The 14,858-nt window shown below is 46.9% G+C and carries 12 protein-coding genes; 7 read left to right on the top strand and 5 right to left on the bottom strand.

Features of this window, described 5'->3' with window-relative positions; translation table 11 throughout:
- Positions 1-90: 90 nt before the first annotated feature.
- Entirely contained in the window at positions 91-693 is a 603-nt protein-coding gene (rpsD, locus tag KH172YL63_RS17110) for a 30S ribosomal protein S4 (RefSeq protein WP_173107240.1), read from the bottom strand.
- Positions 694-1,357: 664 nt separating this feature from the next.
- Here rpsD and KH172YL63_RS17105 point away from each other — a divergent pair.
- The gene (locus KH172YL63_RS17105) at positions 1,358-3,184 is read left to right on the top strand and encodes a sensor domain-containing diguanylate cyclase (RefSeq protein WP_173107239.1); all 1,827 of its coding nucleotides are present in this window, start codon (positions 1,358-1,360) and stop codon (positions 3,182-3,184) included.
- Between the two features lie 517 nt (positions 3,185-3,701).
- A complete protein-coding gene (megL, locus tag KH172YL63_RS17100; RefSeq protein ID WP_173107238.1) occupies positions 3,702-4,904 on the top strand; it encodes a methionine gamma-lyase in 1,203 nt (400 codons plus the stop codon).
- An 89-nt stretch (positions 4,905-4,993) separates the two neighbouring features.
- On the opposite strand, the gene KH172YL63_RS17095 is transcribed toward megL, so the two are convergent.
- Complete coding sequence (locus KH172YL63_RS17095; protein WP_173107237.1) at positions 4,994-5,638, bottom strand: phosphatase PAP2 family protein; 645 nt, start codon at positions 5,636-5,638, stop codon at positions 4,994-4,996.
- 486 nt (positions 5,639-6,124) lie between these two features.
- Complete coding sequence (locus tag KH172YL63_RS17090) at positions 6,125-6,610, bottom strand: GAF domain-containing protein (RefSeq protein ID WP_173107236.1); 486 nt, start codon at positions 6,608-6,610, stop codon at positions 6,125-6,127.
- Between the two features lie 263 nt (positions 6,611-6,873).
- Here KH172YL63_RS17090 and refZ point away from each other — a divergent pair, with 263 nt between their 5' ends.
- The gene (refZ, locus tag KH172YL63_RS17085; RefSeq protein WP_173107235.1) at positions 6,874-7,527 is read left to right on the top strand and encodes a forespore capture DNA-binding protein RefZ; all 654 of its coding nucleotides are present in this window, start codon (positions 6,874-6,876) and stop codon (positions 7,525-7,527) included.
- A gap of 83 nt (positions 7,528-7,610) precedes the next feature.
- Here refZ and hisJ read toward each other — a convergent pair whose 3' ends face one another.
- Complete coding sequence (gene hisJ, locus KH172YL63_RS17080) at positions 7,611-8,405, bottom strand: histidinol-phosphatase HisJ (protein ID WP_173107234.1); 795 nt, start codon at positions 8,403-8,405, stop codon at positions 7,611-7,613.
- Between the two features lie 270 nt (positions 8,406-8,675).
- On the opposite strand from hisJ, the gene ezrA reads away from it, so the two are divergent.
- Positions 8,676-10,370 carry a septation ring formation regulator EzrA gene (gene ezrA, locus KH172YL63_RS17075; protein ID WP_173107233.1) on the top strand — a complete coding sequence of 565 codons (1,695 nt, stop codon included), beginning with the start codon at positions 8,676-8,678 and terminating at the stop codon, positions 10,368-10,370.
- Between the two features lie 45 nt (positions 10,371-10,415).
- Here ezrA and brnQ read toward each other — a convergent pair whose 3' ends face one another.
- Positions 10,416-11,756 carry a branched-chain amino acid transport system II carrier protein gene (brnQ, locus tag KH172YL63_RS17070; protein ID WP_173107232.1) on the bottom strand — a complete coding sequence of 447 codons (1,341 nt, stop codon included), beginning with the start codon at positions 11,754-11,756 and terminating at the stop codon, positions 10,416-10,418.
- Between the two features lie 393 nt (positions 11,757-12,149).
- On the opposite strand from brnQ, the gene KH172YL63_RS17065 reads away from it, so the two are divergent.
- The 3 genes from KH172YL63_RS17065 to KH172YL63_RS17055 all read left to right on the top strand — a co-directional run bounded on the left by KH172YL63_RS17065 (position 12,150) and on the right by KH172YL63_RS17055 (position 14,791).
- Positions 12,150-13,295 carry a cysteine desulfurase family protein gene (locus KH172YL63_RS17065; protein ID WP_173107231.1) on the top strand — a complete coding sequence of 382 codons (1,146 nt, stop codon included), beginning with the start codon at positions 12,150-12,152 and terminating at the stop codon, positions 13,293-13,295.
- Positions 13,292-14,503, top strand: a complete 1,212-nt coding sequence (thiI, locus tag KH172YL63_RS17060; protein ID WP_173107230.1) for a tRNA uracil 4-sulfurtransferase ThiI — start codon at positions 13,292-13,294, stop codon at positions 14,501-14,503. The genes KH172YL63_RS17065 and thiI overlap by 4 nt, the downstream gene beginning before the upstream one ends.
- 84 nt (positions 14,504-14,587) lie before the next feature.
- Entirely contained in the window at positions 14,588-14,791 is a 204-nt protein-coding gene (locus tag KH172YL63_RS17055; RefSeq protein ID WP_173107229.1) for an alpha/beta-type small acid-soluble spore protein, read from the top strand.
- Positions 14,792-14,858: the final 67 nt, after the last annotated feature.

Genomic DNA, 14,858 nt, shown 5'->3' with positions numbered 1-14,858 from the left:
GGGTCGGTGTGGTGAAGGGCTTCTCTGCGAAATGAGTTTTGCACATACAAAAAAACACTGCCCATAAGGACAGTGTTTTTCTCACAAAGATTAACGAGAGTAGAACTCAACGATAAGAGCTTCATTGATTTCAGCTGGTAGTTCAGCACGCTCAGGAAGGCGAGTGAATGTACCTTCTAACTTGTCAGCATCGAAAGTTAGGAATTCAGGAACAAAGCTGTTCACTTCCATTGCTTCTTTGATGATGTCAAGGTTAGCTGATTTTTCACGAACTGAGATTGTTTGACCAGGTAGTACGCGGAATGAAGGGATATCTACGCGAGATCCGTTCACTGTAACGTGACCGTGGTTAACAAGTTGACGAGCTTGACGACGAGTGCGTGCAAGACCTAAACGATAAACAACGTTATCAAGACGGCACTCAAGTAGCGCCATGAAGTTTTCACCGTGTTTACCTTGTAATTTGCCAGCTTGGTCAAATAGGTTACGGAATTGACGCTCAGTTACTCCGTACATGTGACGAAGTTTTTGCTTCTCTTGAAGTTGTAAACCGTACTCAGAGATTTTTTTGCGTTGGTTAGGACCGTGTTGTCCTGGAGCGTAAGGACGCTTTTCTAATTCTTTACCCGTACCGCTTAGAGAGATTCCAAGACGACGAGATAATTTCCAGCTTGGGCCAGTATATCGAGCCATGAATGACTCCTCCTTTATTGTTTTTATTTTGTTGTAAAATAAAAACACCTGTGAATAAACAATTATGTGCATTTTGTTTTCATGTACCTTCGCCCTAGCAGCAGAGGGTTACAAGATACACCTCAATAGGTAGAGGAACAAAATACGATCATAAAGGACTTCACTGAAGCTGCATTATTTTACACAAAGAATATTATATGACGTGAGAGAATAGAAGTCAAGGAAGTATTTTAAGTTTCTCCTGAAGTCGCGGAGGTTGGACAGTGATCGATCACAAACGATTCTAATACTATAGAAGGAAGTCTATCATAAATATCGTATTGTATGATCATGATGAAATACCAATGATTTTGTCGTACATAATAACGGAAACTAAATAGTTCAAAAGTCATTTTCTGTGATATAATAATATTGTAAATTATGTTAATTAGGTAAAAATATTGAATATATAAGAACCGGGAATGGTTTCCCGGTTTAAAAATGCGTGCCATTGGATAAAAGAATACATGGTGTTTCATCGGATCTATGCTGAAATGGATATTCAGTTTTCAGAATGTTTGGTGCTTTCGTATGGGGCAGCTGTTCCATATGCGGCCAATCATCCTAATCCGGTGCCGCGCTGGACAAGTCGTTTCACAAACCTTTCAGGTGTGGGTGAGAAAATATGTACGTTATTCAACAATCATTGCATGAATACAAATCAAAGCTATTCGATTTATTATATGAAGTCATGTCAGCCGAGACGGACGATTCCGCCCAATTGAATCAGTGGCTGACGGTTCTTAAAGACTGCCTGGATATCGACTGGGCCTGCTTATATTTTCATATCGATTCTGCTTATTACCTCTATCATTCCGGACATGAGGATGCCCCGGTCACGCTTGCCGAAACGAAAGAAGAATATCTTCTTGACCCGGTGACAATCGAGTGCGACGGCAGCGGACCGATGAAGTTCCACTTTCCGAACCGGGATGGAAGTCCTTTGGCGATCCTGTTATTAAAGTGGCAGGACGGGAAAAGAATCACGGATGAGGTATTTCTTCATTCATTCAGGGACGCAAGCAGTCAATTCCTGCAGAGTATAGGCGATATCCAGAACGTGCTCGAAGAAGAGAGACGGCACAGGGAATTGTTCAAAGTGACGGAAATCTTCCATTCCACCAGGGATGTCCACAGGCTACTCGTTCAGGTCATCGAAACGCTGAAAGAAGTCTTCCCCGTTGATGACTTCCATCTGCTGTTGTCGAATGACCGCTATGATTTCGGTGCACTCCCGATCAAGAGCTTTGATTTTGATCAAGCGAATGAGTCGGCCATGCAGGCGTTTGTCAACGGCACGATCGAAACGGGGGAGGGGAATGTCCTTTTTGCCCCGCTGAAAGGGAAGCAGGGAATCTATGGGGTGCTTGAAGTGAAGTCAAGATCCCACGCCACCTTCACCGATCAAAAGATCGAGTTCATCCGGCTCCTTGCCTATACGGCAGGGAGCGCCCTGGAGAATGCCAAGCTTTATGAACAGTCAAAGCGGCTCATCACCGATTTGCAGCTGATCAATGAAACGTCCCATCAGTTGAACACGAATCTTCGTTTGTCAGAAACGGTCATGTTCCTGAAGAACCAGATTCAACGTTCCTTCCAGGCGTCTGCGATCGGGTTTGTTTTTCTTGATAAAGGGGAATGCCGCACGTTGAAAGAAAGCTCCCCGATCTTTTTCGAGAAAAGCGGGGCCAAGTATATTGCATATGTGAGGAAGCGGATCGAGAAGGAGAAGGATGCGATCTTCCTCGGGGATGTCAGCGACCGGTTTGAGGAAGGGATCGAATTCCCTTCGATCATGGCCGTTCCGATGGTCCAGAATGAAAGCCTTATCGGTTTTTGTATCGTGCTCCATGAAGAGCCGTATATGTTCTCATTCGACATGTATAAGCTGCTGCAGTCGTTCATCCATCACTCCACCCTTGCGATCACCAATGCCACACTCCGTGAAAAGCTGGAGCAGATGGTCATCACCGATCATATGACGAAGCTGTTTGCAAGGAATTATCTTGATGAGGAAATGGAGTCGTCGATGAATAAAGACGAAGCCGGCACGTTTATGCTGATCGATATCGATGACTTCAAATTGATCAATGACAACTACGGCCATCAAGTCGGAGATGAAGTGATCATCTCGGTCTCCAATCTGATCAAAGGCATCGTCAGCCACCACGGATTCGTGGCAAGATGGGGCGGGGAAGAACTCGCCGTCTATCTTCCATCCATCGACCTTGAAGAAGGGATGGACATCGCCCGGCGCATCATCACCGACATCCCTGCCAAAACCAAGCCGGCCGTCACTCTTTCATGCGGCTTATCCACATGGAGGGTAGATGACGATGAGTGTCCACGATCGGTAAAAGAACTGGTGAAGAATGCAGACGAAGCTTTGTACCATGCGAAGAACAATGGTAAAAATCAGGTTGCAAACGATTGCGGAGGGGAATTGGTGTAGTGGGAACAGGAGGGTGTGTGGGCCTTCCTGTTTTTTTGTTTGGTTTTTGTTGGGTGGGGAGGGGTGATTTCTTGGAACTTGCTCAGGAAAAGAAAAATGCGTGCAAAAAGATACGTAGCGATTTTTCGACACAAAGATCATATTCCCGTGATGTCAGCTCATATAACAGAAAACCGGCTCATATTTTCTGGAACGAGCTCATAAATTGAAAAAGCAGCTCATAACTTTGGCAAACCGGCTCATAAAAGTCGGGGAGGACAAATTATTAACGGTTTGACACCCGTTGAGAAGCCTTCTGAAGTCAGGATTCGGCTTTTGTAAGCGTGAAGCGGAGGTTTTTATCAAAAAATCTTTAAATAATGATGATTTTTAATGTAGATTAGCCCAGGTCCCATCCACCAACGATAAGCCCATTTCCTTTACCACGTTAATGTAACCGCTTTCTTTTTTCGTCCAATTATCATATTCTAGAATAGTAGAAAGTCAGACTTAGAGGGATTACTGGGAGGAATACTGGATGAAAGAAGAGAAGCGCTTTGAAACAAGGGTCATTCATGAGGGGTATCAATCGTCTCAGCATTTTGATAGTTTAGCACCCCCGTTATACCAGACGTCTACGTATACGTTCGCCAATGCGAAGCAAGGGGAAAATCGGTTCGCAGGTGAAGAAGAGGGATATATTTATTCGAGGCTCGGGAATCCGACCGTAGCGATTTTGGAGGAGCGGATGGCGTCGTTAGAGGGCGGCGAGGCTGCGCTTGCGTTCGGTTCCGGGATGGCGGCGGTTTCTGCCGTGTTGTTTTCATTGACGAAATCAGGGGATCACATCCTCTGTTCACAAGGGGTATATGGATGTACGTTCGGGTTGCTCGGGCTTCTTGAAGAGAAATTCGAGATCAGCCACGATTTCTCTGCCATGGACTCAGAGGAAGAGATCCGGGGGAAAATCAACGACCGCACAACCTGCATTTATGTTGAAACACCGATCAATCCAACGATGCAGCTGATCGATCTCGAATTGGTCGTGAAAGTGGCAAGGGAAAAAGGAATCCCTGTCGTGGTTGATAATACATTCTGTTCTCCGTATCTGCAGCGGCCACTGGAGCTTGGCTGCGATATCGTCATCCACAGTGCGACGAAATATATCGGCGGGCACGGTGACGTTGTGGCCGGACTAATCGTCGGGTCTCATGAGAAGATGGCTGAGATCCGGATGACGACCCAGAAGGATATCGGCGGGATCATCTCCCCGTTCGATGCATGGCTGTTATTGAGGGGATTGAAGACGCTTGCGGTCAGAATGGATCGTCATTGTGAAAGTGCAGAGCGGATTGCCGGTCTGCTGGCGGCACACCCTGCGGTGGATACGGTCATTTATCCGGGACACGTCACCCATCCACAGCATGGGGTGATGAGAAAGCAGATGAAGAAGCCCGGCGGCATGATTTCCTTTACGATCAAAGGGACGAAGGCAGATGCCCAGAAGCTGATGGATGATTTGAAGATGATCAAGATTGCCGTCAGTTTAGGGGATGCGGAAACGCTGATTCAGCACCCTGCCACGATGACACATGCTGTCGTGCCTGAGGAAGCAAGGGCTGACATGGGAATCGGTGACACATTGTTAAGATTGTCTGTCGGACTTGAGGCGCCGGAAGATATTTGGGATGATCTCGCTCAGGCCCTTGATACTGCCAAAAAGGAAGAGGCTGTGAATTAAAGGCATTGTCCTGCCATAAGAGCAAAAAAATCCGAACGCATGCGACTTTCAGGAAAGTCGCAAAGCGTTCGGATTTTTTTAATGAAAAGCTACCTTTCATCCCGCTCCACATAGGCCTGCTTTTTCACGCTCAATCCATACAGCTCGAACATGATGCCGTAGATGAATGAGGTCAAGAAGACTGAACTGATCATGTCTAAAATGAAATGCTGTTTGACAAACAGGGTCGAGACGATGATCAGTGAACCCATGACCGGGACGAACATTTTGTGGAACGGGTGTTTATCCTTGATGTTAATATTCCCGAGCATGACGGCGAATGTCGTCAGCACGTGGATGCTTGGGAATGCATTATACGGCTGGTCATGGCTGTAGATCATGCGGACGAGATCTGCGAAAATGCCGTTCCCCTGCACGTCGGGACGGGGGACGGTCGTCTGGAAATAGAAATAGATGACGAAGCAGATCAGCTCACCGATCGCGATGACGCCGAGCGTTCTAAGAAAAGTCGGGATGTCTTTGTACCAGAAATAAAACAGATATCCTAATATGAATCCGTACCAGATGATGTACGGCACGATGAAAGCGGGCTGAAACGGAATCATGTTGTCGATCTCCGTGGAAAGGATGACCGCTTCACGAGAATCTGTGTTTAATAGTTTATATAACATCCCAAGCACGGGCATGACGAGAAAACATAATAAATATGGAAGGTCTTTCTTTTTGCTGCGCATTGATGTTACATCCCCTTTTGATTATTTATGGGATTACTCACATATCATGGAATCTGCTGATAACACGCAGATTCCCCTCTTTAACTTTCTTACCCGTTATCCCGTTTTGGAAACGTTGGCGGGTTTTTGGCCCTTCACATGAAGCTTCTTGGGAATCACAACCGGTTCCTTTTGAAAAAGAAAATGGAGGTTTTCATAGTATCCTATGTTCATAGGCGATTCAGGTGAATGTGATTTGGTGGCAAATAAGGAGGCGTGTTGCGGGAATTGAAGCTTTTGTGTCCTATCCTTACAGTCACAGGGCTGTCATAAAAAAGACCGTGCCGGGACACTCCGAAAAGCGGAGGCGGCTCGTTCAGCCCCGACAAGCATAAGATGAATGGGCTGTGAAGGCGGTCTTTGCCTTCATGGACCATTTAGCTTATGACCTCGAGGGGCTGGCCGCCGGAGCTAGACAGGATGAACCCGGCAGGTCAGGGAAAGGACTTAAAGATGCTTTAAGAGCTCCTCAACAAACAGTTCCAAATATTTCTGGTCTTCCTGATCGAATCGTGCTTTCTCCGGGCTGTCGATATCAAGCACGCCGAGCAGTTTCCCTTCTTTTACAAGGGGGACGACGATTTCAGACTGTGATGCTGCATCGCAGGCGATGTGTCCCGGGAATTGATGGACATCATCGATCAGGAGTGTCTTTTGTTCAGAGGCTGATGTTCCGCAGACGCCCCTTCCAAGCGGGATTCTCACGCATGCAGGCAGTCCCTGGAATGGTCCGAGGACGAGCTGGCTGCTTTCTTCTTCATAAAGGTAGAAGCCTACCCAGTTCGTCCGGTCCAGGAATTGTCCCAACAGGGCGGAAGCGTTGCTCAGGTTGGCGATTTGGTTTGATTCGCCTTCCAATAAAGCTTTTAACTGTTTTGTGACAAGGCCGTAGCCCTGTTCTTTTGTGCCGTTATATTTTTCTGCTTGAAACATCAATATCTCCCCCGATTCTACATAATATGAGTTATTTCATGTCCATTTTCCATTTCGATGAAGATCCTGTCGAGAAATACTTAAAGGAAATCTCTATGGAAACACGAATTCTTTCTGTAACCAATCTATCAAAAATACATCTATTGAACCATTTTTAGCATACTTCTTCGTAACCTTCAAGATGTAGGGAGCATCCCACCAGACAAGTTGATCCTCGTCACTGTTTTTTTCATACGCCTATTATACTTGAAAGAGGGGGAAATATGAAAAAACTAGGAACGTCCATAACGACGAAAGAATCCATTTTTAAAGCGGCCGTGTATTTGTTTTATGATCATGGTTATGATGGGACGTCGGTCAGGGACATAGCGAAAAAAGCGAATGTGAATCCTGCCACGATTTCCTATTATTTCAAGGGCAAGCAGGGAATATTGGAGGCTTGCTTCACCCAATTCTTTGAGCAGTATTTACGCTTTCTTCAAGAAGAGACCGAAGCGCTGAGCTATGTTGGCGCGGATGTGTGCTTGAAGCGGGCCGTCTATAAAATATTGAAGTTCCAAAGTGAGAATCATCAGCTGACCCGGTTCATCTGGAGGGAGGTTTCGATTGATTCACAGGTGGTGCGTGAGATCATTTCTTCCTATTTAATGAAGGAAAGGCATTATTTGAAACGGCTTTTCGAGCAGGGTATGAAGGATCATGCATTCAAGAAGCAGCCGGTGAACTTTCTTGTGATCGGGCTCAAGTCGATGCTGACGATGCCGTTTTTGAACAGCCAGCAGCTCAGGGAAGTGTGGCAGATGTTCCCGCAGGAATTTTATTTCATTGACCACTACTATCAAACGATCGATCAGTGGATCGACCTTCTTCTCGTGTCGGAAGTGGATGGCGGAGTGAAGACTGAGCTGATTATTTAGCAGGCTGATAAACAAAATAAAAAAATCCGAACGGAGGCGGTGTTCTTCTCACTGCTGCCGTTCGGATTTTATTCTGGGGAAACTTACACATCCATCCTGCTTCTGCCCTGGTCCAATCCGCTTGCTGTGTGGGCATCCGATCCGTAGACGGTTGGGATGCCGAGGGAGCGGGCTTGTTGGATGATCTCCTTTGGCGGATAGGATTCCCCGCAAAGGGGTTTGACGAATCCTGCTCCGTTGTAGTCGAGTTCAAGATTCCTTGATGCCACTTCTTGGAGGATCCGGTTGATCTCCCCTGTGAAGGAACGGGTGGCAGGGTATTTCTGCTGAAATTTCTTCACGAGGGTCATATGACCGATCCTTTTCGGCTTGTAGGGGCCGAGGTCTGCAGAGATCGATTGAAGCACCGTCTCGTAGTACCGTTGGTAAATACGATCAACGGACCCGTAATAGTCAATCATCGCGCCGAACACGTCTGGGCTGAAATCCAGGCAGTCCCATTTTCCTTCGTACTGAAGAAAGTGGACCGACAGGATGCTGTCATCGAGGCGGGGACCGTACGCTTCGAGAAAGTCGGCCGTTTCTTTATCGAAACCTTCGATGTAGTCGATTTCGAGTCCGGTGCGGATGGTGATCTGATCACGGTATGTTTCCTTCAGGGAATCGAGCACCCGGAAGTAGTCGTCGAGATGGGCAGGGTCCATGCCGCTGTCCCGGTCGGGTGTCGTGTCCTCGAAGTTGGCCGGAAGCGGTGCGTGTTCTGTAAATGTGATGGCATCATACCCGAGGGAAATTGCCCGTTCAATATACATCTCAAATGAATCGGTGCTTCCGTGGGGACAGAAAGGGGTATGGATGTGTCCGTCAACTTTCGCCATATTTCTTCACTCCCTGTAATAAAATCACTCATATTTTGGGGGGAATGACCGCCCGGATGAGCATGAATCGTCCCCGTCTCACGGTGCCGGGGACAGAAAAAGATCTATTTTCCCTTGAAATTGCTGAAATTGCCTTTTAATCAATGAAAAATTAGAAATTAATAGTCAAAAATTGTCGTTAACATGGTATCATTATAGCAATGGAAAATAATTAATGAAATATTTACATTGATATAGATGTCTACTGAATAGTTGAACAGGGGGCTTAAGATGCAATACGTCATCGCTGGAATAATACTGATCTTAATCGTATTCCTAATCGGATTTATCTCTAGAAAAAAATATTATACTGAAATTGACCGTTATGAAGCCTGGAAGATAGATATTATGAACAAGCCGGTTTCAGACGAACTCTCCAAGGTCAAACAATTGAATATGACCGGTCAGACAGAGGAATTGTTTGAAGGCTGGAGACAGGGTTGGGATGAGATTGTGGCTGTGGAGCTCCCTGATGTTGAAGAACTGCTATTCGATGCAGAAGAGTACACAGATAAATTCCGGTTCAATAAGGCGAAGGAGATTCTCGCGAGAATCGATCAGATCCTTACCGGAATTGAAAAGAAAATCGACAGCATCATCGCCGAGCTGAATGAGCTTGTGGGCAGTGAAGAAAAGAACCGTGAAGAAATCCAGGCACTCCAGGAAGAGTACAGGACGAATAAAAAGCAGCTCCTCGCTTACCGCCATACATACGGCCAGACTGCTAGACACATCGAGGCCATCCTTGACAAGCTCTCTGAACAGATGAATCAGTTCAATGACCTGACTGAGCAGGGGAATTACCTGGATGCAAGGGAGATTGTCATGAGCCTTGCCCTTGAAATGAAGAACGTGTCTTACAAGATGGAGACCGTGCCGAAACTGATCACCGATTGTGAAAATCTGCTGCCTTCACAGCTGCAGGAGCTTGAATCAGGCTATGCTGAAATGAAGGAGCAGGGGTACAAACTTGATCATATCGAAGTGGATAAAGAAGTTGAATCACTGAAGGAGACGCTCCTTGAGTTCAATAAGAATCTTGAAGCGCTTAAAGTCGAGGAAGTCGAAGAAGGCATCCAGGAGATCAAAGTGAAGGTGGAAAGCCTTTACGACCTGTTGGAAAAAGAAGTCCATGCGAAGCATTTCGTTCAGCAGTATAAAGATCACACGACTGAAGGCCTGATCAAGGCAAAGGAAGATAATGAAGACATCCAATCGGAAGTAAGCATCGTGAAACAAGGGTATCACCTGCAGGATCAAGATCTGCAGACACCAGCTGAAATCGAAAAGAAAATCATCCAGCTGTCCAAGCGTCATGAAATGGTGATGAACAGGGCGGAAGCGAATGAGACTGCGTATTCAAGCCTGAGTGATGAGCTGAAGGAAATCAGGAATGGTCTTGAAGAGTTGAACCGTGAGCAGAGTGAATTTGCGATTTACTTGCAGAACCTCCGCAAAGATGAGCTTGCGACACGGGAAAAGATCCAGGACCTCAAGAAGAAGGTTGCAGAAGCGAGCCGAATGTTGTCAAAAAGCAATGTACCGGGACTGCCCCTGGATTACAAGGATCTCCTCGATGAGGTTCACCGCAAGATCGAGCAGGTGAATGCAAGCTTGAACGAGAAACCGCTGAACATGAAGTTCATTCAGGAAACGCTCCTTGATGCAGAGGATACAGTTGATCATTTCTTTACAAAAACGGGAGACCTGATCGAAAACGTCATCTTGTCTGAGAAAATCATTCAGTATGGCAATCGCTACCGGAGTAAATACATGTCGGTCCGAGACGGTCTTCAGTCAGCCGAAGAAGCGTTCCGTCAGTACGATTACCGTAAAGCACTGGAAGAAGCGGCGACGACGATCGAGAAGGTTGAGCCTGGCGCACTGAAGAAGATTGAGAAAATGATGAACCTTGAAGAAAGATAATACCAATATAAAAGGCCTGATCCATTCCGGATCAGGCCTTTTGTGTTAGCTTGCTTCGATTGTTCTTTTCTGTTGTCCGAGGGCGCTTGCGATGATGAAGCCGATAATCGCTCCGATCATGGCAGGGACGAGCCAGCCGATTCCTTCTGCATAGAAGGGAAGGAAGGCAAGTGATTCAGTGATCGCGGTCACATCCACCCCGGCGGTTTTGATGCCGTCGATCAGGCTGATCACGCCGGTCGGGATCAACGCCCCGATATAGACGAGGGAGTAGCCGTTGAATCCGTTGTGCATGAATGACAGAAGAATCAAGACGATCGCAAGCGGATAAATGAAGATCAACACCGGCAGTGAAACGGCGATGAGCTGGGTCAATCCGATATTGGCGATGACCATGCTGAAAAGGGAGATGATGATGACCAATTTAGGATAAGACACAGGCAGGATCTTCGAGAAATACTGTGAGCAAGCAGAAACGAGTCCGACCGACGTTGTGATACATGCGAATGTAATCGCAAGTCCGAGGATGATCGTTCCAAGCGATCCGAATAAATGACTGGCAGCGGCAGAAAGGAGTGCGCCTCCATTTGCCTGTACGCCGATCGAATCGGTGCTGCTCGCCCCGATATAGCTCAGGGATAAATACACAAGGGCAAGTCCGATTGCCGCAATGAAGCCTGCAATGATTGTAATGCGGGTCAGGGCAGATTTACTCGTGATGCCCCGGTCCTTAATCGAGTTGATGACAACGATCCCGAACACCAACGCAGCGATCGTATCCATTGTCAGATAGCCTTCAATAAATCCCTTGAACAAAGGTCCGTCCCCGTAAGCGGGTTCCGGCGTTCCGAATTCTCCCATTGGGCTCACGATGCTCTTGACGACCAATATGGTCAGGATCACGATGAGGGAAGGGGTGAGAATTTTTCCGATCCGGTCCACGAGCTTCGACGGGTTCATCGCAAGCCAGGCAGTGATGCCGAAGAAAATGATCGTATAAAAGAATAATGGCGTGCCGTATTTTGCTGCCTCTTCTGGCAGGAACGGGATAACCCCGATTTCATAAGCGACGGTTCCCGTTCGCGGGATCCCGAAGAATGGTCCGATGGCAAGATACATCACAATCGTGAAGATGAGTCCGAATAACGGATGCACACGATTGGCGAGTGTCTGCAGGTCGCCGCCTGATTTTGCGATGGCGATGACGCCGAGCAGTGGAAGGCCGACCCCGGTGATCAGAAATCCGAGGATCCCGGTCCACACATGCTCACCGGCCTGCTGTCCCAGAAACGGAGGGAAGATCATATTTCCAGCTCCGAGGAAGAGCGCAAACAGCATTAATCCTATCGTTAAGATTTGAGTGAATGACAATGCTTTCTCGTTCATAACCACACCTCTGTTTGTAATCGTTTTCATAAGCAAAAATTATCTTATCATAAGATGGCAGAAAAATGTCGAAAACCTAAATAGTCTTACAATTTAGTATATTTAAATAACTTTTGTTTTTGTCACCTTTAAGATTCTCGCAAAAATTCTGTCATTTTTCAATGATTAATTTTGGAAAATACGATATTTTTTCAAAAAGATTGTTTGAATACAATAATTAATTTCCCCACTTCCCTCAATATCATTTGGGATGGGGAAGATTTATGGTAAGATAAGTGATTGAATAAGGCTCATATTGCGGGAGACGAGCCCTTAAAGCATCATGTTGACGAATGACAGAACATTGAACAATAGAAATATCTTAGTAAAGATCATGAAAAGAAGGTGCAGATCTTGATCTATTTAGATAATAGTGCAACAACGAAGCCCTATCAGGAAGTGCTTGATACATTCCTGAAAGTGAACGAAAGCTATTACGCGAACCCTTCGTCGATCCATTCGTTCGGCGGGCAGGTCGAGAAGCTGATTCAGCAGTCAAGGGAACAGGTGGCTTCATTGCTTGGCATCAAAAAGAAAGAAGTCTTCTTCACTTCCGGAGGGACCGAGTCCAATAATCTTGCAATAAAAGGGACCGCGATGCAGTACGGGAACAGGGGGAAGCATATCATTACGACGAACATCGAGCATCCGTCTGTGATCAACGGGGTGAAGCAGCTGGAGTCGCTCGGATTCTCGGTGACGTACCTGGATGGGGATGAACAGGGCAGGATCTGTCCAGAAGAGCTGAAGGCAGCGCTCAGGGACGATACAATTCTGGTGTCAGTCATGTGGGTCAACAATGAAATCGGCAGCATCCAGCCGATTATGGAAATCGGCAAGATCCTGAAAGGTTATCCGAAAGTGGTCTTCCACGTCGATGCCGTCCAGGCCGTCGGGAAGATCCCCCTTGCCCTTGATCTCATCGATACATGCAGCATATCCGCCCACAAAATCCATGGATTAAAGGGGACGGGCATGTTATACGTGAGGGACGGACTTCGCCTTTCCCCGCTCCTGTCAGGCGGTGAACAGGAAGGAAACCTCCGGAGCGGAACGGAGAATACGGGCGGAATTGTGTCATTTGCGAAAGCGTTGAGGATACATCTTGCAGAAAGTGAAGAAAAGTTGGCTATAATGGAAGAAAACCATCTTTTCCTCCGGCAGGAGCTTGAAGCAATCGACGGTGTGACGGTTCATACACCTGCAAACTTCCATGCTCCCCACATCCTGAACTTCTCGGTGCAGGACTTTAAAGGGGAAGTGCTCATCCATGCCCTGGACCGGCGGGACGTATTCGTCTCAACGACGAGCGCATGTTCTTCGAAACAGAACAAACCGAGCAGGACGCTCCTTTCGATGGGGGTGTCGGAGGATCTGGCGAACAGCTCGATCCGGGTCAGCCTGTCGTTTCATAATACAATGGACGAGTGCAGGGCATTCATCCGCGTACTGAACGAAGAAATAGACAATTTACAACATACAATGAGGAGATCACGATGAAATATAATCGCATACTTGTAAGATACGGTGAAATATCGACGAAGGGCAGAAACAGGAAGATGTTCACGTCGAAGTTAAGAGAAAATATCCTTGAGGCGTTAAAGGATTTCCCAACGGTGTCAGTGACGGCAAGCAGGGACCGCCTTCATATCCAGCTCGGGGAAGAAAACGGTGAAAACATCATTCCACGCCTGGAGAAAATTTTCGGCATCCAATCATTTTCCCCTGTCGTGAAAGTGGCGCAGGATATGGACGAGATCTGCTCTGCGGGCCTTGCCCTCGTGCAAAAAGGCTTCACGCCGGGCACGACGTTCAAAGTTTCTGCACGGAGAGCGGATAAAAAGTTTTCATTGGATACGAATGAACTGAATTATGAAATCGGTTCGCATATCCTTAAGAATATCGACGGCCTGAAAGTTGATGTGAAAAAACCAGACATCAATCTGAATGTTGAAGTCCGGAAAGAAGGCGTGTATCTTTCTTCTGAAACGTATTACGGATCAGCGGGGATGCCTGTCGGGGCAAGCGGCAAAGCGATGCTTATGCTTTCTGGCGGAATCGACAGCCCGGTTGCCGGCTACCTGACGATGAAAAGAGGCGTGGAGATCGAAGCGGTTCATTTCCACAGCCCGCCGTTCACGAGCGAACGTGCGAAGCAGAAGGTCATCGATCTGTCGAAGAAACTTTCAGCCTTCAGCGGGAAAGTGAAATTGCATATCGTACCGTTTACGAAGGTGCAGCAGACGATTCATGACCAGGTACCGGAAAACTATACGATGACGTCCACTAGACGGATGATGCTCCGGATCGCCGATGCCATCCGTGAAAAATATGAAGGCCTTGCGCTTGTGACAGGCGAAAGCCTCGGACAGGTGGCGAGTCAGACCCTTGAAAGCATGCAGGCGATCAATGCGGTCACGAACACGCCGGTGCTCCGTCCGCTCATCGCCATGGACAAACTTGAAATCATCGACATCGCGCAAAAAATCGATACCCACGACATTTCGATCCTGCCGTATGAGGATTGCTGTACAATCTTCACACCGCCTGCACCGAAAACACGGCCGAAAAAAGACAAAGTCGAATACTATGAAAGCTTTGTTGATTTCGATGTGCTGCTGAAAGATGCTGTCGAAGGGACGGAAACGATCACAATCGACGGAGCGACAGGGGCTGACGTCGAAAAAACATTCGACGGACTTCTTTAAAAATTAGGATAATTTACCAACGTTTTTTTCTGTATGAAGCCATGTGTTTTGACGCAATCTATACTCACAAGGAGGTGAAAACACATGGCAAACAGAAGTTCAAATCAATTAGTAGCTCCAGGAGCTCAACAAGCAATCGACCAAATGAAATACGAAATCGCTTCAGAATTCGGAGTTCAACTTGGTGCAGATGCAACAGCACGCGCTAACGGTTCTGTAGGTGGTGAAATCACTAAACGTTTAGTCCAAATGGCTGAACAACAAATCGGTGGCGGATATTCAAAATAATTAAATACAATGGCTACAAGGAGCGGGATTCCCCGCTCCTTTTCTTATGTTTCCCGATTGTTTGCAA

Origin of the sequence: Bacillus sp. KH172YL63, assembly GCF_011398925.1 — a bacterium.
GTDB lineage: Bacteria > Bacillota > Bacilli > Bacillales > Bacillaceae_B > Rossellomorea.
The sequence above is the reverse complement of the archived record's forward strand: the minus strand, read 5'-3'. Positions and strand labels throughout refer to the sequence as shown.

What these genes read in the sequence shown, in the direction of transcription:
- rpsD (WP_173107240.1), bottom strand. Translation starts at nt 693, where the DNA reads ATGGCTCGATATACTGGCCCAAGCTGGAAATTATCTCGTCGTCTTGGA.
- KH172YL63_RS17105 (WP_173107239.1), top strand. Translation starts at nt 1,358, where the DNA reads ATGTACGTTATTCAACAATCATTGCATGAATACAAATCAAAGCTATTC.
- megL (WP_173107238.1), top strand. Translation starts at nt 3,702, where the DNA reads ATGAAAGAAGAGAAGCGCTTTGAAACAAGGGTCATTCATGAGGGGTAT.
- KH172YL63_RS17095 (WP_173107237.1), bottom strand. Translation starts at nt 5,638, where the DNA reads ATGCGCAGCAAAAAGAAAGACCTTCCATATTTATTATGTTTTCTCGTC.
- KH172YL63_RS17090 (WP_173107236.1), bottom strand. Translation starts at nt 6,610, where the DNA reads ATGTTTCAAGCAGAAAAATATAACGGCACAAAAGAACAGGGCTACGGC.
- refZ (WP_173107235.1), top strand. Translation starts at nt 6,874, where the DNA reads ATGAAAAAACTAGGAACGTCCATAACGACGAAAGAATCCATTTTTAAA.
- hisJ (WP_173107234.1), bottom strand. Translation starts at nt 8,405, where the DNA reads ATGGCGAAAGTTGACGGACACATCCATACCCCTTTCTGTCCCCACGGA.
- ezrA (WP_173107233.1), top strand. Translation starts at nt 8,676, where the DNA reads ATGCAATACGTCATCGCTGGAATAATACTGATCTTAATCGTATTCCTA.
- brnQ (WP_173107232.1), bottom strand. Translation starts at nt 11,756, where the DNA reads ATGAACGAGAAAGCATTGTCATTCACTCAAATCTTAACGATAGGATTA.
- thiI (WP_173107230.1), top strand. Translation starts at nt 13,292, where the DNA reads ATGAAATATAATCGCATACTTGTAAGATACGGTGAAATATCGACGAAG.
- KH172YL63_RS17055 (WP_173107229.1), top strand. Translation starts at nt 14,588, where the DNA reads ATGGCAAACAGAAGTTCAAATCAATTAGTAGCTCCAGGAGCTCAACAA.